Genomic DNA, 19,555 nt, shown 5'->3' with positions numbered 1-19,555 from the left:
GCGCCGGCCGGTGGCCCTCGAGGTGGGGTGCTGCGTCAGACCGTGAAGCGCCCCGTCAGCTCCTGCAGGCGCCCCGCCGAGGCGGCCAGCGAGCCCGCCGTGGTGGCCGTGTTCCCGGCGCCCTCGCGGTTCTGGTCGGTGCCCGCCGCGATGCTGGAGATGTTCGCGGCGATCTCCGAGCTGCCGGTGGAGATCTCGGTGACGTTGCGGACCATCTCGCTGGTGGTGGCCGACTGCTCCTCCACCGCCGCGGCGATGGTCGCCTGCACGGCGTCGATCCGGGCGATGACGTCGGCGATCTCGGTGACCGCCGCGGCCGCGGCGCTCGCGTCGCCCTGGGTGGCGGAGACCTTGCCGATGATCTCGTCGGTGGCCTGGGCGGTCTGGCGGGCCAGCTCCTTGACCTCACCGGCGACGACGGCGAAGCCCTTGCCGAGCTCCCCGGCGCGGGCGGCCTCGATGGTGGCGTTCAGCGCCAGCTGGTTGGTCTGCTCGGCGATGCTCGTGATGAGCTTGACCACGTCACCGATCTCGCGGGAGGAGATCCCCAGCCGCTCGATCGCGCCGCCGGCCGAACCGGCGGCGGTGACCGCGGAGGTGGCCATCTGGGAGGCGTCGCTGGTCGCGGAGGCGATCTGGGTGATCGCCGCCGTCATCTCCTCGCCGGCCGCCGCGACCGTGGAGATGGACGCCGAGACCTGCTCGGTGGCGGCCGAGACCAGCTGCGTCTGCGCCGCGGACTCCTCGGCGCTGGCCGACAGCTGGGTGGACACGGTGGACAGCGTCGCCGAGGACGACGCCAGCGCGGTGGCCTCGTCGCGGATCTCGCGCATGGCCCCGGCGAGCGCGTCGATGGACGCGTCGGTGGAGGCGCCGAGCTGGCCCAGCTCGTCCTGGCTGGTCAGGCCCACGCGGCGGTCGAGGCGCCCCGCGGCCATCCCGGCCATGACGTCGACGACCTTGGCCAGGGGCCCCGTCACCGAGCGGGCGACCACCACGGCGATGCCCGTCGCCAGCAGCAGCGCCACCACGGCGCAGCTGACCAGCACGGTCACGGCCGAGCGGTAGGCGGCCGCGCCGTCGGACGCCATCCGGTCGGCGGCCGCGTTCTCGACCTCCTTGATGGTCACCAGGGCCTCCTCGGCCGCCTTCGCCGCGGGGACCAGCGCCTCCTGCCGCAGCTGCATGAAGGTGGCGAGGTCGCTGGCCTGGGCCGCCGGCATCAGCTCCTGGGCGGCCTGGCGGAAGGCCGCCAGCCCGGTGGTGAAGGCCTCCCGCTGCTGCGCGGAGCTCGCCGGGTCGCTGTCCAAGTACTCCTTCCACTGCCGGTCCAGGTCGGTGTCGGCGGCCTGGTAGTCCCGCATCGCGTCGGCCGTGGTCGCCTCGTCGGGGGCCACGGCGATGGCGAGCAGGTCCAGGCGCACCAGGCGGAACCCAGAGATGGTGCCGCCGGCCGCGTCCACGGCGGCGATGCCCGTGGACGAGAGCTCGTCGAGGTCCTGCTGGGCCTGCCCGAGCCTGACGACCGCGAGCCCGGCGACCACCGCCAGCAGCAGGCAGACGACGGCGAACCCGGCGTAGAGCTTGTGCGCGACCTTGAGGTCGGCGAGACGGCGGAGCACGAGGGCCTCCCGGAGGCTGTGGGGAAGATCGGTCCCCCTCTCCATCGACCCGAAGATCAACGATCTTGAGGACCTGTCTCCCGGCAGGCCGACGCGTCAGCCCAGCAGCGGCAGCACGGCGGTGAGCTGGTGCCCGCCGTCGTCAGTGGGTCCCCAGCCGGCGTAGCCGCCCAGCGCCTGGGCGCGCTCGCGCACCCCCACCAGCCCGTTGCCCGTCGAGAGCGCCACCGCCTCCGCCGGCACGCCCGCCGTCGCCGTCGACGAGGAGGAGGACGACGACGACGGTGCAGGCGGCGGCCCGTTGACCACCGACACCACCAGCGTGGAGGCGACCACCTCCACCCCGGCCCTGACCGGTGCGCCCGGCGCGTACCGCACGGCGTTCGTGAGGCCCTCCTGGAGGATGCGGTACGCGGCGCGCTGCACCGGCGCCGGCACGTCCACGTCGTCGGGCACCTGCACCACCAGCTGCCCGGTGCACCCCGACGCGGCCCACAGCCCGTCCACCTCGCCGAGGCACACGGCCCTCGGACGGGGCGCCGAAGCGTCGGACCAGTCCGGGCCGCGCAGGTCCGCCAGCACCTCGCGCAGCTCGCGGGTGGTCTGCGCGGCCGCCGCGCGGATGGTCTCCGCCACCTCCCGGGTGCGGTCGTCCACGCCGGGCAGCATCCGCAGCCCCCCGGCCTGCGCGGCGATGAGCGTGACCTGCGAGGCCACGACGTCGTGCATCTCCCGCGCCAGGTGCGCGCGCTCGTCGGCGCGGGCGGCGTGCTCGGCCAGCGCCCGCTCGCGGGCGCGGCCGGCCACCAGCTCGCGCAGCGCCGCCGACTGCTCGCGGCGCGTCCGCACCAGGCGCCCGAGGCCCGCGGCACCGGCCGCCATGGCGATGGCCGCGGCGATGTCGGTGATGAGGCGCAGCGGCCCGTCCTCCACGAGGTAGCGGGAGTCCTGCCAGGTCATCAGGGCGGCGCTGGACACCACCGTCCACACCACCAGCGCGACCACCACGCCGTCGCGCCGCTCCTTCTGCCCGGCGGTGAAGAGCAGCACCAGCGGGGTGAGCAGCAGCGCCGTCCAGCCGAGCGCCGGGCCGGCCGCGACCGCGGCCGCCACCGGCCAGCGCAGCCGGGCGACCACCGCCACCAGCGCGGCCACGGCGACGCCGAAGTAGCTGTCGGCCCTGACCTCCTGCCAGGCGAACACCTCGAGGGCGCACAGCGCCACCACGCCGGTCTCGAGCACCGCGCGGGCGGGGCCGGTGCGCCAGGACGAGGACGCCGGGATCCTGACCGCCCTGCCCGCCCGACCCGCCCGACCCAGCAGCGCGGCCGTCCCACCCCGTCGGGCTGACGCGCTCGCGGCGCCGGTCGCCACCTCACCCACCCGCCAGATCATCCCCCGCCCGGGGGGCGCGCCGCGACGCGCGGCCGCAGGTCGTGCGGTCCTCTCCGGTGAAGACCTCCCCGACGGGGGACGCTCGAGTGGACAGCACGAGAAGAGTCGCGCACGATGCATCCGTCCCCGCCGCTCGAAACCCGTGGCGGTGGGGACTCCGACAGGGTGATCACCTGCCCCCTGGGGGTGACGGTCCCGCCGCCTCCGTGGAGCCACCTGCGGCGGCGGCCGACCACCCGTCCGTGGAGGAGACCACCGCCGTCGACCGGCTCGTCGCCCAGGCCGAGTACTACGCCGCCGCGTTCTACCACGGCCACCTGCCGGGTCCCCCGGCCCTGCGCACCACCGTGGTGACGTGCATGGACGCGCGGATCAACCCGTACGGGCTGCTCGGCCTGACCGAGGGCGACGCGCACGTGCTGCGCAACGCCGGGGGGTCCGCCACCGACGACGTCCTGCGGTCCCTGGCCGTCAGCCAGCGCGAGCTGGGGACGCGCGAGGTCGTCGTCATCCAGCACACCGGGTGCGGCATGGCCACCTTCGACGGCGAGGAGTTCCGCGCGCGCGTCCTGCGCGAGACCGGCGTGGAGCCGCCCTGGTCGAGCACCGGCACCTTCGGCGACGTCGAGCAGAACGTCCGCGACAGCGTCGCGCGGATCCAGGGCGACCCCGCGCTGCCCCACCGCGACCGCGTGCGCGGCTTCGTCTACGACGTCCTGTCCGGGACGCTCGCGGAGGTGCGCCCGGTGACCCGGCGGCGGCTCGTGCCGGGACCCCTGGCGCCGCAGCACGGGTAGACCGTTCGCAAGATCAACCGGTCGCGCACTACAGGCCGCCCCCGGCCGCGTCGATACCTCGATCATCGCGGCCGAGAACAGCGCCGCGCTCAGGAGGAGTGCTTTCGATGAAGCGAGCAGGACGCACCACTGCCCTCGAGCAGGCCAGCCGCACGGCGGCCGAGGCCGAGGCCGACGTGCGCGCCGTGGTCGAGGTGGTGCGCGCCGTCGCCGCCGCCAGCACCTCCGAGGCCGCCGTCAGCGCTGCCCTCGAGGCCGTCCGCACCCAGTTCGGGTGGGTCTACGGCTCCTACTGGCGCGTGGAGGGCAAGGGCAGTGCCGCCGAGCTGCGCTTCGTCCAGGAGTCCGGCGCCACCAGCGAGGAGTTCCGGCAGGTCACGCGCTCGGCGTCCTTCTGCGAGGGCGTCGGCCTGTCCGGGCGCGCCTGGAAGGCCCGCGACCTCGTCTTCATCAAGGACATCGGCGAGCTGACCGACTGCGTGCGCGCTCCCGTCGCGCAGCGCTCCGGCGTGCGCAGCGGCGTCTGCTTCCCCGTGGTGGAGGCCGGCCAGGTGGTCGGCACCATGGACTTCTTCACCGACGCCACCCTCGACCCGGCCCCGCGCCGCCTGGACGTGCTGCGCTCCATCGGGGTGCTCGTCTCCCAGGCCCTCGAGCGCACCCGCGAGTCCGAGCGCCAGGCGAAGGCCGCGCAGGACGTCGAGGCGGTCAACGCCGTGCTGCGCGAGCTGTCGAAGGCGGACGACCCGGCCGCGGCCGTGCGGTTCGCCCTCGACACCATCTGCTCCGGCTTCGGCTGGAACTACGGCTCCTTCTGGAAGCTCGACGAGCGCGGCGACGCGCTGCGCTTCTCCCAGGAGGTCGGTCAGGTCGGCGAGGAGTTCCGCCGCGTCACGATGAGCGCCAGCTTCGCCCGCGGCGTGGGCGTGGCCGGGCGCACCTGGGCCGCCCGCGACCTGCTCTTCGTGGAAGACCTCGCGCAGGTCACCGACTGCGTGCGCGCCCCCGCCGCCCGCGGCGCCGGCGTCAAGAGCGGCGTGTGCATCCCGATCGTCGTCGAGGGCGACGTGGTGGGCACCATGGACTTCTTCGCCACCCGCACCCTGGTGATGTCCGCCAGCCGCGAGAGCGCGCTGCGCAACACCGGGTTCCTGCTGGGCCAGGCCCTGGAGCGCATCGCCTCCCGCGAGCGCCTGACCACGGCGGGCCGCGAGCTGGTCGTCTCCATCGAGGAGGTCGAGCGCAACGTGCTCGCCGCCGGGAGCGTGGCCGAGCGCGGCCGCACCCTCACCGAGGAGGCCAACGCCGAGGTGGCGGGGCTCGGCGAGTCCAGCACCCGGATCTCCCAGGTGGTCTCCACCATCCAGGCGATCGCCTCCCAGACCAACCTCCTGGCGCTGAACGCCACCATCGAGGCCGCGCGGGCGGGCGAGGCCGGCAAGGGCTTCGCTGTCGTCGCCGGCGAGGTCAAGGAGCTGGCCAACGGCACCGCGAAGGCCACCACCGAGGTGGACGAGCGGGTGCGCCTCATCCAGGAGCAGGTGCAGGACGTCATCTCCCGCCTGTCGGCCATCACCACGGTGGTCGACGAGATCAACGAGACGCAGAACGTCATCGCCGGCGTGCTCACCGAGCAGGTGGCGGTGACCCGGGCGATCCTCGCCTGACGCACTCCGCTCCTCGCCGGGCGCCCGGTCGCGGTCCCTCCCCCAGTGGGACCGCAGCCGGGCGCCCGGTNNGCGAGGGAGGTGGGGATCAGGGGGTGAGGGCGTCGCGGCGCTCCCGGCGCTCGCGCTTGCGCGCGTACATCGACGCGTCGGCGGCCGTCAGCAGCCGCTCGGCGCCCTCGCTGCCCTCGCTGGGCCCGCTGAGCACCACGCCGACGCTGACGCCCACGCGGTGCTCCACGCCGTCCACGAGCACCGGCTCGCCGACCTCGCGCACCAGCCGCGCGGCGATGGCGTCGGCCTCGGCCTCGTCCGCGACGCCCGGGCACAGCACCACGAACTCGTCACCGCCGAGGCGGGCCACCACGTCCTGCGGGCGCAGCGCCGCGGACAGCCGGCCCGCGGCGGCCAGCAGCACCGCGTCACCGGCGGCGTGCCCGTGGCCGTCGTTGACGGCCTTGAAGCCGTCGAGGTCGCAGTAGAGCACCGCCACCCGCCACGCAGGACCGCCGCAGGGGTCGTGCGCCTCCGACAGCGCGAGGGTGAGCCGCTCCACGAGCAGCGCGCGGTTGGGCAGCCCGGTCAGCACGTCGTGCGTGGCGGCCTCGCGCAGCTGCGCCTCCAGGGCGCGCTGACCGGTCACGTCGGACAGGACGACGACGGCGCCCAGCAGCCGGTCCGCCGCGTCGCGCACCTGCGTTCCGGCCCCCGAAATGGTGCGCGCCGCTCCCCGGGCGGGGCGCACGACGAACTCCGCCCCGCTGACCGAGCCCTCCTCGAAGACCCGCCGCAGCGGCACCTTCGCCGGCGCGAGCGGGGTGGTGCCGTCGCTCTCGTACATCGCGTAGGCGGTGGTCCAGTCGTCGGGCGCGAGCCCGGCGTCGGCATCGGCGTCACCGCCGTACCACTCGCGGAGGGTGTCGTTGAAGTGCGTCAGCCGCTGGTCCGCGTCCGCGGCGGCCACACCGACCGGCAGCGCCTGCAGCAGCGCGGCGTCGAAGGCGCGGGCGCGCTCGTGCTCCTCGCGGGCGGCGCGGGCCAGCCGGCTCTCCCGGCGGCGCTGCAGCAGCGAGGACGCCACCGCCGCGAGGTCCACCAGGGGCGACACCAGCTCCTCGCCGAGCGCGGGTCCGGGCTGCTCGTCCAGGACGCACAGCGTGCCCACCACCAGGCCGTCCACCTGCAGGGGCGCCATGGCGTAGCGGCGGACGGCGCCGAGGCGGCCGTCCACCCACGGCAGGTCGGAGAACCGGGGGTCGGTGGCGCAGTCCCCGGAGACCACCGGGCCGCCCGCCAGGCTCGCGCGGTGGCACAGCGACTCCTCGCGCACCATCGGCACGGCCTCGCCGCCCTCGCGGGCCAGGGAGCACGCCTGCTCGGGCAGCAGCACGTTGACCATCGCCACCGGGTACCCCGTCACCACGGCGGCCACGCGCGCGGTGGCCGCGAGGTCGGCGTCGCCGTCGGGCTCGAGCAGGTCGCAGTCGGCCAGCACCTGCAGCTGTCGGTCCCGCAGGCCCTCCGGCTCGTGCAGCTCCAGCACTCGACCACCCTCCGCCCGGGAGGCGGCAGCCGTCTGCGCCGCGCCTCTTCAAGAGCATCGGCGCCCGAGCGACCGGCCTTGAGGACCGCCCCGGCACCGAGCCGTCGCAGCGCGCCGGGTCAGGGGTCCGCGCCCGCTGGTCGCGCAGGGGCGCGGGACGCGGGGCCGTGGGGCCCCGTCCTCCGGTGAGCGGGCTGGGGGACGCTGCTCCCCGGAGGACGGGGGGTCAGGGGGTGGCCGCGGCCACCGCGGGGCGACGCCGCACCGCGATCAGGCGCTGGAGCACCACGAACGCCAGGAGGACGGCGCCGATGGCCACGCGGGTCCACCAGGACTCCAGCCCCTCCCGGGAGTTGAGCACCTGGATCAGGCCGTACACGAGCACGCCGGCCCCGGTGCCGAGCACGTAGCCGTACCCCCCGGTGAGCAGCGTGCCGCCGATGACCACCGCGGCGATGGCGTCGAGCTCCATGCCCACACCGGTGAGGTTGTAGCCCGACTTGGTGTAGAGGGCGAAGAGGATCCCGGCGACGCCGGCGCAGGTGCCGCTGATGACGTACACCCACACGCGGGTCCGGTCGGCGCGCAGGCCCATGAGGTTGACGGCGTTGCCGCGGTCCGCGGCGCCCAGGCCGTAGACCGTGCGCCCGAAGCGGGTGTGGTGCAGCACGAGGTAGGCGACGGCCAGCACGCCGAGGGCGATGAGGATGCTCGCGTTGATGCGCCAGGACGTGCGTCCCTCACCGAACCTGATGCTCCAGGAGGCCAGGGCCGAGAAGGTCGGGTCGTCGATGGGCAGCGAGCGGGTGCCGATCACCGTGGCCGCCCCTCGGGCGAGGAAGAGCACGGCGAGGCTGGCGATGAACGGCTGGACGTCGAAGTGCTGCACCAGCACACCGATGATCGACCCGCAGACCGTGCCGACGAGGATCCCGAGCACCACCACCACGGGAGCCGGCCACCCGGCGATGAACAGCTGCGCCACGGTCAGGCCCACGAGGGCGACCACCGCGCCGACCGACAGGTCGATGCCCCCGGCCAGGATGACGAAGGTCATCCCCACCGCCAGCACCAGCAGGAACGAGTTGTCGATGAGCAGGTTGGAGACCAGCTTCATCGAGATGAAGTCCTGGCGCTGCGTGCTGTAGCGGGCCTGGCCCACCGCCAGCAGCACCACCAGGGTGACCAGGGTGCCCGCGACGGGCAGGTAGCGGGCGTCGAGCCGGCGGAGCTTCACGCTCCCACCTCCTTGGCGGTGGCGGACGGTCGGGGCGCCAGCGGCGACGTCATCGCCGAGGGCGCCGAGCGCGTCGACGGGGCCGAGGCTGACGACGACGACGACGACGCCGCCGACGACGACGCCGACGACGGCCGGGCCGCGGCCGCCTCGGGACGGCGCGGGCCGCTGCTCGCGGTGCGCCGGCGGGCGAGCCAGCCGCGGGCCCGCGGGGACGCCGCGACGCACAGGGCGATGAGCACCGCCGCCTTGAACAGGTTGGTGGTCGTCGAGGGCAGCTGGAAGATGATCACCGCCCGCTCGATGGTGGTGAGCAGCAGGGCGCCCACCACCAGGCCGGACAGGTAGAAGCGGCCGCCGTCCAGCTTGGTGCCCCCGAGCACCACCACCACGATGGCGTTGAGCTCGAAGAACAGGCCGATGTTGTTGGCGTCGGCCGCCATGGTCGGGGCGCCGTAGATGATGCCCGCGAGCGCGGCCAGCACGCCGGCGAGCACGTAGACGGTCCAGGTGGTGCTGCGGGCGCGGACGCCGGACAGGCGCGCCGACTCGCGGTTGACGCCGATCGCCTCCAGCAGCACGCCCAGCGCGCTGCGCCGCACCACCAGGGCCACGAGCGCGAAGACCACGGCACCGATGACCACCGCCTGCGGCAGCCCGAGCACCGAGCCGGCGCCCAGGGCCTTGAACGGCGGGCTGGTCACCGTGGTGATCTGGCCCTTGGTGATGAGCATGGCGATGCCGCGCCCAGCCACCATGAGGATCATCGTGGCGATGAACGGCTGCACGCCGAGCACCGTCACGAGGGTGCCGTTGAAGGCGCCGACGGCCACGCCGAGCAGCAGGCCGAGCACCACCGCGGTGGCGACGGTGCCCGGGGCGCTCGGGTCGGCCGCGCGGTCCAGGTAGGTGAGGGACACGGCCAGGGAGATGGCCATCACCGCGCCGACGGACAGGTCGATGCCGCCCGTGGCGATGACCAGGCACATGCCCAGCGCCAGCAGCAGCGGCGTCACGGAGTTGCGCAGCAGGTCGATCGGCTGGCCGACCAGGGCGCCGTCGCGGAGGGTGACGTCGAGGAAGCCGGGACTCGCGATCGCGCAGGCGACCAGCAGCAGCACCAGCGCAGCGGTCGGCCAGAACAGGGTGTGTCCCGCGACGCGCCGGGGCCAGCCGGCGGCGCCGCTCGCTGTGGCGCTCATGCCGCGCCCTCCTTCGAGGTGTCCGTGGACGGGGCGGGCCCCGGGCCCGTCCCGGTGGTCGGCTCGGTGGTCGGCTCGGTGGTCGGCTCGGCGGCGATGGTCGCCAGCACCGTCTCGGCGGTGACGTCGTCGCCGTTGACCAGCTCGGCCACCTTGACCCGGTCGCGCATGACCACCACGCGCTGGGACAGGCGCAGCACCTCCTCCAGCTCGGAGGAGATGAACACCACCGACATCCCCTCCTTCGCCAGCTCCACCACGAGCTTCTGGATCTCCGCCTTGGCGCCCACGTCGATGCCGCGCGTGGGCTCGTCGAGGATCAGCAGGCGGGGGTCGGTGGCCAGCCAGCGCGCCAGCAGCACCTTCTGCTGGTTGCCGCCGGAGAGGTTCTTGATGAGCGCGTGGGGGTTCTTGGGGTTGATGTTGAGGGCGCTCATGTACCTCGCGACGACGTCGTCGAGCTCCTTGGCGGGGATGGGCCGCCACGCGCCGCGCCGCGCCTGCAGCGCGAGAGCGATGTTCTCCCGCACGGTCAGGTCGCCGACGATGCCCTCCTTCTTGCGGTCCTCCGTGGAGTAGGCCAGGCCCCGCTGCAGCGCCGCGAGCGGCGTCGACAGGCGCGCGGGAGCGCCGTCCACCTCCAGGCCGCCGGTGTCGGGCCGGTCGGCGCCGCACAGCAGGCGGGCGGCCTCGGTGCGCCCGGAGCCGAGCAGGCCGGCGAACCCGACGATCTCGCCGGGGTAGAGGTCGAGGTCGAACGGCTGCACGGAGCCGGCGCGGCCCAGGGCGCTGGTGGAGACCAGCGGCTCGGCGCCGGGGTCGTGCAGGGAGATGGCCGCCTTCGCGGTCTCCTCCACCCCGGCCAGCTCGTCGCCGGAGCGCCCGATCATCAGGGAGATGAGCTCGCGGCGGGGCAGGTCGCGGGTGAGCCGCTCCTCCACGAGGCGCCCGTTGCGCAGCACCGTCATGCGGTCGGAGATCTCGTAGACCTGGTCCATGAAGTGGGAGACGAACAGCACCGCGACGCCGGAGTCGCGCAGCTGGCGCACCACGCGGAACAGCTCGGCCACCTCGGCCCGGTCCAGGCTGGAGGTCGGCTCGTCGAGGATGAGCACCTTCGCGTCGACCACCATGGCGCGGGCGATGGCCACCAGCTGCTGCACGGCGATGGTGTGCGACTCCAGCAGGGAGCGCGGGTCGACGTCGAGGTTGAGGCGGGCCAGCTGCTCACGGGCGGCGCGCCGCGTGGCGCGCCAGTCCACGAAGGGGCCCCGGCGCACCTCGTGGCCGAGCATGACGTTCTCGGCCACCGAAAGGTTGGAGCAGAGGTTGACCTCCTGGTAGACCGTGGAGATGCCGGCGGCCTGCGCAGCGCCGGGGTCCTTCAGGGCGATCTCCTCGCCGTCGAGCAGGACCTGGCCCGCGTCGATGGCGTAGACGCCGGTGAGGGCCTTGATGAGGGTCGACTTGCCGGCGCCGTTCTCACCCATGAGGGCGTGCACCTCACCGGGGAACAGGCGCAGGTCGACGCCGTCCAGGGCGCGGACGCCGGGGAACTCGATGGTGATGCCGCGCACCTGCACGACGGGGGCGGTGGCGGGGGTGTGGCTGGCGGTCACTGGCTGAGCCATGGGTGGGGCCTTCCGTGGGGTCCCGGGGCGGCGCCGCGCTGTCCGCGGCGCCGCCCCGGGAGGAACGGGGGTCGGTGCCTGCCCGTCAGTAGGGGCGGGCGTCGACCTCGGCCTGGGTGATGGTCTGGTCGAAGGCCGTCTCCTCGACGACGGTCTCCTTCGGCACGTCCTCGCCGGCGGCGACCTTCTTGATGAGCTCGGCGAGCTGGTCGCCGAAGGCCGGGTTGCACTCGACGACGTAGTTGAACTTCTTGTCCACGAGGGCCTGGAGCCCGTCGCGGACGGCGTCGACCGAGACGATCTGGATGTCGGTGCCCGGCGTCTTGCCGGCCGCCTCGATCGCCTCCACGGCGCCCAGGCCCATGTCGTCGTTGTGGGTGAAGATCAGGGTGGTCTCGGGGTAGGCCTGCAGCGCCGCCTCGGTGGCGGTGCGGCCCTCGGCGCGGGTGAAGTTGCCGCTGGCCTTGCCGACCACCTGGCTCCCGACGACGGCGTCGAAGCCCTCCTCGCGGTCCACCTGGGCGCCGGAGCCGAGCGTGCCCTGCAGCTCGAAGATCTTCGCGTCGGCGGCGTTGGCCTTGACCCACTCGCCGGCCTTGGTGCCCTCGGCCTTGAAGTCGGAGCCGATGTGGGTGACGTAGGGGTCCTCCACCGTGGTGTCGACCGTCCGGTCCACGAGCACCACGGGGATGCCGGCGTCCTTGATCTCCTGCAGCACGTCGTCCCAGCCGGTCTCGACGACCGGGGAGAAGGCGATGACGTCCACGTCCTGGGCGACGAAGTCGCGCAGGGCCTTGATCTGGTTCTCCTGCTTCTGCTGGGCGTCGACGAAGGTGAGGTCGAAGCCGTTCTCGGCGGTGAGGTTGGCCTTCACCGACTCGGTGTTGGCGGTGCGCCAGCCGCTCTCGGCGCCCAGCTGGGAGTAGCCGACGCGGATGGCCCCGCCGTCGCCCGAGCCGCCGGCGTCACCGCCGGAGCCCGTGCCCCCCTCGGCGCTGCCGCCGCAGGCGGCGAGCGTGAGGGCCACTCCGGTGGCGGCCACCGCGGACAGGAAGGAACGCCTGGATGCGTGGAACACTTGACTCCTCCTCGAGTGCGTCCATCGCCCGCCACGTGCGCGTGCCGTGCTGTCGTGGTCGGGCGCTCAGTGCTCGGTGGAGCGGTCCGCGGGGCGTTGCAGCGCCCTGCGGACCGGCTTGCTCCTCGTCTGCGAGGAGGGCGCGGTCCCCACCGGTGGGGTGTTCGTCGTGCGTCTACCGGGAGCGTTGCTCGCTCCCTGGGCGTCGAGTGTGAGCGTTAACACAGTGACCCCACAACACCGTTCGGGTCACGGATCGATAACGCTCGTTCCTGGGTGGCACCTGGGTGCAGGCTGCGGGTCAGCGGTGAGGTGCGGCGGTGCTCCTGCGCACCACCAGCTCCGGCTGCAGCTGGACGGACCGCACCGCGGGCTCCGCGCCGGCGTCGCCGAGGGCGCCGTCGCCCTCCACCATCCGCAGCACCTGCCGCAGCGCGGTGCGCCCCAGCTCGGAGAACTCCTGGCGCACCGTGGTCAGCGGGGGCAGGAAGTGGGCGCTCTCGGGCACGTCGTCGAAGCCGACCACGCTGACGTCGTCGGGCACGCTGCGACCGCGCTCGGCGAGCGCCCTGACCACCCCGAGGGCGCAGGAGTCGTTGGCGGCGAAGACGGCCGTCACCTCGGGCACCCGGGCCAGCAGCTCCCCCGCGCGGTGCCCCGAGTCGGCGGACCAGGCGCCCTCCAGCACCGGCGGCACCTCGCGGCCGGCCGCCTGCAGCACCTCGCGCCAGCCCTCCTCGCGCTGGTCGGCCTCGTACCAGCCCCGCGGGCCCCGCACGTGCCACACCGTCTCGTGCCCCAGGTCGAGCAGGTGCTGGACCGCCAGCCGGGCACCGGCCCGCTGGTCCACGGAGACCTCGGTGGCCCCGACCCCGCCGCTGCTGACGGCCAGCACGGGCACCTGGACGAGCGGCTGCGCGCCCGCGAGCGCCTCGTAGGCCTCCTGCACCGGCGCCACCAGCACCACGGCCTCGGCGTACTGGTCCACCAGCCGCGACAGGCCGTGCTGCACGGAGGCGACGTCGAAGTCGACCACGTGCTCGACGGCCAGGTGCACCCCCGCCTCCGTGGCGGCCAGGCCCAGCGCCGCGGTGATGGACGCGGGCCCGTACAGCGCGGAGCTCGAGGTGAGCACGCCGACCAGCCCGCCGCGGCCGGTCGCGAGGGCCCGCGCCGCCGGGTTGCGCCGGTAGCCCAGCTCGGTGATGGCCTCCAGCACCCGCTGGCGGGTGCCGGCGGCCACCTTGGGCGCGGAGTTGAGGACGCGCGAGACGGTCTGGATCGAGACCCCGGCGCGCGCGGCGACGTCCGTGATGGACGGGCCCCGTCCCGGCGGCGACGGCGGGGTGGTGAGAGCGCTCACCACCGGAGTGTGGGGCCTGGGGGGCGCCCAGGGCCAGGGGCGGCGCCCCGGACGGGGGTCAGCGGCCCGGTCGACCGGGTCCGCCGCGTCCGCCGTGCTTGGCCCGGTACATCTCGGCGTCCGCCGCCCGGACGAGCGCCTCGGCCGGGACGCGGCCGACCGCCGTCGCGGCGCCGATGCTCGTGCCGAGCTCCACCACCGCGCCCGACGGCAGGGTGAAGGGTCCCTCCACGGACGCGGTCATGCGCCGCACCACGGTGGCGACGTGCTCCTCGGCCAGCCCCGGGCAGATGACGGCGAACTCGTCACCGCCGAGGCGCGCGACGGTGTCCTCCTCGCGCACCCCGCGGCGCAGCCGCTCGGCCACCTCCACCAGCACGGCGTCACCGGCCTCGTGCCCGTGCTCGTCGTTGACGGGCTTGAACCGGTCCAGGTCCGCGTACAGCAGGGTCAGCCCGCGCCGGGCGCGCGCCTCCGCGGCGATCGCGTGCTCCAGCCGGTCGCTGAACAGGGCGCGGTTCGCCAGACCCGTCAGCGGGTCGTGCAGCGCCGCGTGCGCGAGGGCCTCCTGCGCCGCGTGCTGCTCCGTGACGTCCTGGAGCTGGACCAGCAGGTGCGGCTCGCGGGCGCCGCGCGGGGTCACCAGCGCCGTGGACTTGCGGCCCAGCCGCACGGTGCCGTCGCGGTGCACGAAGCGCCGCAGCACGCCGTCGGGCTCGGTGAGGCCCGCCTCGGCGGCGCTGCGCAGGTAGCCGCGGTGCGCCTCGTGCTCGTCGGGGTGGAGCACGTCGACCATCGCCATGCTGAAGAGCTCCCGGCGCCGGCGACCCGTGAAGGCCTCCATCGCCGCGTTGGCGCGGCGGATCCGCCCGCGCGTGCCGGCGGCCAGGCTGACCACGGCCATGGCCGTGGGGGACTTGTCGAAGACCAGGCGGAACTGCTCCTCGGAGTCCGCCAGCTGCTCCTTGGCCTGGTCGCCGCTCTGGACCTCCGCGGCCACCAGCGCTCCGCCGCGCACGCGGCCGTCGTCGTCGCGGTCCAGGGAGGTCGTGACGACGGCGGTGCGCAGCCCGCCGTCCGCGGTCCGCAGCTGCCAGCGCCCGCGCACGGCGTCGTCGTGCAGGGCCCGGCCGACCACCTCCGCGAGCGGCTCCGCCTCGTCGTCGTCGTCGTCACCGGCCCTCGGCCCCGGGACCACCGTGAGGGGGACCAGCAGGTCGGCGGCCCAGCGGCCGGCCAGCGAGCCCTCGGGCCAGCCGAGCAGCGCGGCCACGCCGGGCCCGGTGGCGGTGATCCGCAGGTCGGCGTCCAGCACGAGCACGGCGAGCGCCGCGGTGCTCCGCAGCAGGCAGCCGATCAGCGCGGCGTCCGAGGACGTCGGCGAGGCCGCCGCCGGGGGGCTGTCGAGCACGGGACCTCCAGGACGGCGTGTCGCAGACGGTCGTCTGCGACACGTGTTCATCGGCGTGCGTGACCTCCGGGTTGATCTCCCGGGACCGGGTTGTTGGGCCGTCCGAGGGCCGCGCCACCCCTGATCACCCATACTCGCGGGGTGGAAGGCCCCGCGACCCCGGTGACGGCGCCGGACGCCGTGCCCGACCACGACCTCGCCCGGGCCCGCCTGGAGGTGGCCACGGAGGCCGCCCAGCTGGGCCTGTGGGAGTGGGACCTCACCACCGACGCGCTCCAGTGGGACGCGCGCAGCCGCGCCATGTACGGCCAGAGCGACATGCCGCTGAGCGGCCTGGTCAGGGACATCGACCGCACCATCCACCCGGACGACCAAGCCCCCCTGGCCGCGCTCCTGGAGCGCGCCATCGAGCGCAAGGGCACCCTCGAGGCCGAGTTCCGCACCGTGCAGCCCGACGGCTCCGAGCGGGTGCTCTACGCCCGCGGGCAGGTGCTGGTGGACGCCCGCGGCGACGCCGTGCGGATGGTGGGCACCAACGCCGACGTCACCGAGCTGCGAGCCGCGCAGCGCCAGGCCGCGCAGGACGCCGAGCGCCTCGGGCGCCTGGTGGACGTGGCCCGGGCTCTCGGCGACGCCGCGTCGGAGCAGGACGTGCTGCGCGTCGTCGACGAGGCCGCCACGAGCGTCTTCGGCGCGTCGGTGGCGGCGCTGGTGCTGCAGGCGCTCCACGAGGGACGGCCCGCGCTGCGCACCCTGACCGCCTCCCCCGGCGCCGGCGCCACCGCCGCGGAGCTGCCCGCCGACGCCCCGCTGCCCGCCGCGCACGCCGCCACCACCGGGACGAGCTGGTTCGTGCCGGCGCGCGACGAGGCCCCCGAGGCCTTCACCGCCGGGCTGCAGGCGTGGGCGGCCTCCGGCACCGACGCCGTGGGCTGCGTGCCGCTGGTGTCCGACACCGGGGTGTTCGGCGCGCTGTCGGTGGGCTTCCCCGGCCCGCAGCGGTGGCGGCCGGCGGACCAGCAGCTCCTCACCACCTTCGGAGCCCTGACGTCGCAGGCGCTGCGGCGCATCTGGGCGCGCGCGGCCGAGCTGAGGGCCCTGCACGCGGCGCGGCGCTCCGCCGCCCAGCAGACCGCGCTGGTGGCGCTCGCGCAGTCCCTGGAGCTGGCCGAGTCCGAGGAGGAGGTGCTGGCGGTCGTCTCCGGCGGCGGGGTCAGCCTGCTCGGGGCGCGCGGCGCGGTGCTCTGCCTGCGCGACGGCGGCGAGCACGGCGGCGAGCAGGACGGCGCGGTGCTGCGAGCGCTCACCACCAGCTTCTTCGCCGACACCGTCCAGGCCGACGTGGCGGAGCTGCCGGTCGACTTCCCCCTGCCCATGGTCGACGCCGCCAGCAGCGGGCGCGCCCACTTCCTGCGCGACCGCGACGCTGCGCTCCGGCTGTTCCCGGGGCGCGAGCAGGTGGTGGCCGAGCTGTACGAGGCCGCCGGCACGCACGCCTCGGCAGCCCTGCCGCTCACCGACGCGGGGGCCGTGGTGGGGTCCCTGGCGGTGGCCCTGGACGGCGACCACGTGTGGACCGAGGACGAGCGGGCGCTGCTGCAGGCCTTCACGTCGCTGACGGCGACGGCGCTCTCGCGGATCCACGCCCAGCAGGCCGAGCGCGCCGCCGGCGCCGCGGTCCGCCGGTTCTCCGAGACGCTGCAGCGCAGCCTGCTGACGCGGCCGCCCGAGCCCGACCACCTGCACCTGGCGGTCCGCTACCTGCCGGCGGCCACCGAGGCCCAGGTGGGCGGTGACTGGTACGACGCCTTCATGGTGGGCGACGGCGCCACGAGCATCGTGGTGGGGGACGTCACCGGCCACGACCGCGACGCCGCCGCCGCCATGGGCCAGCTGCGCAACCTCCTGCGCGGCATCGCCCACGTCAGCGGAGCGGAGCCCGCTCAGGTGCTGGGCAGCCTCGACGCCGCCGTGCGCGACCTCGACGTGGGCGCCATGGCCACCGTGGTGCTGCTCAAGGTGGAGCAGACCCCCGCGATGCGCGCGCGCGGGGAGCGGCTGCTGCGCTGGTCCAACGCGGGGCACCCGCCGCCGCTGCTCGTGGGGCCCGACGGCCGGGCCCGCTACCTGGAGAGCGACCCGGACCTGCTCATCGGGCTGGCGCCGGAGGTGCCGCGCACGGAGCACGCGGTGCCGTTGGAGGCGGGGTCCACGCTCATCGTGTTCACCGACGGCCTGGTGGAGCGCCGCGGGGCCTCGCTGGAGCAGGGCCTCGACTGGCTGGCGCGCACCGTCGAGGCGCTGCACGACCGGACGGTCGAGGAGATCTGCGACGAGCTCCTCACCCAGGTCGGCGGCCGGGTGGAGGACGACGTCGCCATCGTCGCGCTGCGGGCCTACCCGGAGGACGAGCCCAGGCCGGCCGAGGCCGGGCCCGTCATCTCCCCGGTGGGCGCTCCCGGCTGAGCCGGTGGCCGCCACCGCCGGGCGGTGGCCAGCAGCTCGGCGGAGATCGCCGCCGCCGGGGCGGGGCGGGCGAACAGGTAGCCCTGGGCCACGTCGCACCCCAGCGCGCGCAGGGCACGGGTCTCGGCGGGGTCCTCCACGCCCTCGGCCACCACCTGCATGCCCAGGCGGTGCGCCAGGTCGATGATCGAGGCGACGAGCACCTCGTCCCCTCCCCCGCCCTCGCTGCTCGTCCCCAGCCCGGTGACGAAGGAGCGGTCCAGCTTGACCTCGTCCACGGGCAGCCGGCGCAGGTAGCTCAGCGAGGAGTAGCCGGTGCCGAAGTCGTCGATGGAGGTGGCCACGCCCATCTCGCGCAGCTGGGTGATGACGGCCGAGGCCGTCTCGGGGTCGGCGACGAGGGCGTCCTCGGTGATCTCCAGGCGCAGCAGGTGGGCCGGCAGCGCGCGCTCGTGCAGCGCGCGCGCCACGTGCGGCAGGAAGTCGGGGTGGGTGAGGCAGCGCGGGAAGGCGTTCACCGCGATCGGCACCTCGTGGCCCGACAGGTACCACTCCTGGGCCTGGTCCAGCGCCAGGTCCACCATGTAGGCCGTGAAGGAGTGGACCAGGTCGGTCGTCTCCAGCAGCGGGATGAAGTCACCCGGCGGCATGAAGCCGCGCACGGGGTGGTGCCAGCGCACCAGGGCCTCCACCCCCACCAGGCGTCCCCCGGCACCGCCCACCAGCCCGTCCGCCAGCCCGTCCGCCGGCCCGTCTGCGAGGCTGATCTTGGGCTGGTAGTGCAGCACCAGCTGGTCGCGCTGGACGACGGCGGTGCGCAGCTCCCGCGAGACCTCCAGGCGGGCGGTGCTGTGGTGGTCCATCGCCGCGTCGTAGACCACGGCCCCGCCGCCGCTGCGCTTGGCGTCGTACATGGCGATGTCGGCGTGGCGCAGCAGCTCTCCGCTGGCGGCGCGGGCGGCGGCGGCGCCCAGCGGCTGCTGGGCGACGTGCAGGGCCACGCCCGCCGACAGGTCGAGGTCGAGGGCGATGCCGGCCACGGTGGAGCGCTCCCGCACCTGCTCGCGCAGCTGCTCGGCGACGGCGCACGCGCCGGGGCCGTCGAACCCCGGCAGCACCACCGCGAACTCGTCGCCGCCCAGGCGCGCGAGCGAGCCGCGACCGCCGACCGCCTCCTCCATGACCAGGGCGACGCCGCGCAGCAGCTCGTCACCGGCGTCGTGGCCGAGGGTGTCGTTGACCTCCTTGAAGCGGTTGAGGTCCATGACCACCACGGCGAGGTCCTGGGGGACGCCCGTCAGCGCGGCGTCCAGCGCGTCGGCGAGGCCGGCGCGGTTGGCCAGCCCCGTCAGCTCGTCGTGAGCGGTGCGGTGGCTCAGCTGGGCCACCACCACCGCGGCCTCGCGGCGAGCGCTGCGCGCCCCGCTCCAGGCCATGAGCGACCCGGCGCACCCGGCGGCGAACAGCGCGGAGTGCACCGCGGCCGAGACCCACGCGTCCTCGCCGCTGTGGTCGGCGCCGAAGACCGCGGCGGGCCACAGCGTCCCCACGACCCCCAGCTGGAGGACGACGAGGCCGACCGCCACCACGAACGGCAGGACCATCTCGTACAGGGCCACCAGGGGCACCAGGACGAAGAAGACGAAGTGCGCCTCGGCGGCGCCGCCGGCCGCGCACACCACGAGCCCGGCGGCGGCGAAGCAGCCGGCGGACGTCGACGTCGCCCGCAGCCTGCGCGAGGCGCGGGGGTGCAGCCGGGTCCAGGGGCGCAGCGCCGCGAGGGCGGTCAGGGCCACCCACGCCGCCATCACCAGGAGCGGCACCCGGTCGACGACCTCGGAGGTGGGCAGGCCGGGGACCACCACCCACACGGACAGGCCGAGCACGAGGCCCACCAGCACGCCGGTGACCCAGCGGTGGCGCCTCTCGAACACCTCGTCGGACAGGTCAGCGCCGCCGAGGCGCACCGCCTCGGAGCGGTCCGTCGCTCCTGCGCGCTGCGCAGGTCGCGGGGACGTCAAGCTCATGCACTGGTGATCGACATCCCCGGACCACCAGCCGAGTAGCCCTCTCGGGATACGGCCCCGGCCACCGGGGCCCCCCGGGCCCCGGTGCAGGGGGGCGGGCACGACGACGACGGGGG

13 protein-coding genes are annotated in these 19,555 nt (G+C 75.0%); 3 read left to right on the top strand and 10 right to left on the bottom strand.

Annotated features, from left to right (window positions below; all coding sequences use genetic code 11):
* Window positions 1–35 precede the first annotated feature (35 nt).
* Both FHN55_RS08980 and FHN55_RS08975 read right to left on the bottom strand, forming a co-directional pair.
* Window positions 36–1,622 carry a methyl-accepting chemotaxis protein gene (locus FHN55_RS08980; RefSeq protein WP_218974487.1) on the bottom strand — a complete coding sequence of 529 codons (1,587 nt, stop codon included), beginning with the start codon at window positions 1,620–1,622 and terminating at the stop codon, window positions 36–38.
* Window positions 1,623–1,718: 96 nt separating this feature from the next.
* On the bottom strand, window positions 1,719–3,005 hold the full coding sequence (locus FHN55_RS08975; RefSeq protein WP_139711961.1) for a sensor histidine kinase: 1,287 nt from the start codon (window positions 3,003–3,005) through the stop codon (window positions 1,719–1,721).
* A gap of 254 nt (window positions 3,006–3,259) precedes the next feature.
* On the opposite strand from FHN55_RS08975, the gene FHN55_RS08970 reads away from it, so the two are divergent.
* Window positions 3,260–3,814 (top strand): carbonic anhydrase, encoded by a 555-nt coding sequence (locus FHN55_RS08970; protein WP_139711960.1) that lies wholly within the window; start codon window positions 3,260–3,262, stop codon window positions 3,812–3,814.
* A 107-nt stretch (window positions 3,815–3,921) separates the two neighbouring features.
* The gene (locus FHN55_RS08965) at window positions 3,922–5,481 is read left to right on the top strand and encodes a GAF domain-containing protein (RefSeq protein WP_139711959.1); all 1,560 of its coding nucleotides are present in this window, start codon (window positions 3,922–3,924) and stop codon (window positions 5,479–5,481) included.
* Between the two features lie 88 nt (window positions 5,482–5,569).
* Here the strand turns inward: FHN55_RS08965 and FHN55_RS08960 are convergent, their stop codons facing one another.
* The 7 genes from FHN55_RS08960 to FHN55_RS08930 all read right to left on the bottom strand — a co-directional run bounded on the left by FHN55_RS08960 (window position 5,570) and on the right by FHN55_RS08930 (window position 14,946).
* On the bottom strand, window positions 5,570–7,024 hold the full coding sequence (locus tag FHN55_RS08960; protein WP_139711958.1) for a diguanylate cyclase domain-containing protein: 1,455 nt from the start codon (window positions 7,022–7,024) through the stop codon (window positions 5,570–5,572).
* Between the two features lie 226 nt (window positions 7,025–7,250).
* Window positions 7,251–8,261: an ABC transporter permease subunit gene (locus FHN55_RS08955; RefSeq protein ID WP_139711957.1), complete on the bottom strand. Its 1,011-nt coding sequence runs from the start codon at window positions 8,259–8,261 to the stop codon at window positions 7,251–7,253.
* Window positions 8,258–9,463, bottom strand: coding sequence for an ABC transporter permease (locus FHN55_RS08950; RefSeq protein WP_139711956.1), 1,206 nt, complete (start codon window positions 9,461–9,463; stop codon window positions 8,258–8,260). The genes FHN55_RS08955 and FHN55_RS08950 overlap by 4 nt, the downstream gene beginning before the upstream one ends.
* Window positions 9,460–11,094 (bottom strand): sugar ABC transporter ATP-binding protein, encoded by a 1,635-nt coding sequence (locus FHN55_RS08945; protein ID WP_139711955.1) that lies wholly within the window; start codon window positions 11,092–11,094, stop codon window positions 9,460–9,462. Before FHN55_RS08945 ends, FHN55_RS08950 begins: the two co-directional genes overlap by 4 nt.
* A gap of 85 nt (window positions 11,095–11,179) precedes the next feature.
* On the bottom strand, window positions 11,180–12,172 hold the full coding sequence (locus FHN55_RS08940) for an ABC transporter substrate-binding protein (RefSeq protein ID WP_257570820.1): 993 nt from the start codon (window positions 12,170–12,172) through the stop codon (window positions 11,180–11,182).
* Between the two features lie 301 nt (window positions 12,173–12,473).
* On the bottom strand, window positions 12,474–13,535 hold the full coding sequence (locus tag FHN55_RS08935; RefSeq protein ID WP_139711954.1) for a LacI family DNA-binding transcriptional regulator: 1,062 nt from the start codon (window positions 13,533–13,535) through the stop codon (window positions 12,474–12,476).
* A gap of 58 nt (window positions 13,536–13,593) precedes the next feature.
* Window positions 13,594–14,946, bottom strand: coding sequence for a diguanylate cyclase (locus FHN55_RS08930; protein ID WP_180357720.1), 1,353 nt, complete (start codon window positions 14,944–14,946; stop codon window positions 13,594–13,596).
* 141 nt (window positions 14,947–15,087) lie between these two features.
* Between FHN55_RS08930 and FHN55_RS08925 the strand changes: the two genes are divergently transcribed.
* Window positions 15,088–17,412 carry a GAF domain-containing SpoIIE family protein phosphatase gene (locus FHN55_RS08925; RefSeq protein ID WP_180357719.1) on the top strand — a complete coding sequence of 775 codons (2,325 nt, stop codon included), beginning with the start codon at window positions 15,088–15,090 and terminating at the stop codon, window positions 17,410–17,412.
* Here the strand turns inward: FHN55_RS08925 and FHN55_RS08920 are convergent.
* The gene (locus FHN55_RS08920; protein ID WP_139711951.1) at window positions 17,343–19,439 is read right to left on the bottom strand and encodes a bifunctional diguanylate cyclase/phosphodiesterase; all 2,097 of its coding nucleotides are present in this window, start codon (window positions 19,437–19,439) and stop codon (window positions 17,343–17,345) included. The two genes, FHN55_RS08925 and FHN55_RS08920, sit on opposite strands and share 70 nt — an antisense overlap.
* Window positions 19,440–19,555 lie beyond the last annotated feature (116 nt).

Origin of the sequence: Streptomyces sp. NP160 (genome assembly GCF_006335115.1) — a bacterium.
GTDB lineage: Bacteria > Actinomycetota > Actinomycetes > Actinomycetales > Quadrisphaeraceae > Quadrisphaera.
Note: the sequence above shows the minus strand (reverse complement) of the source record. Positions and strands in the feature narration are given on the sequence as shown.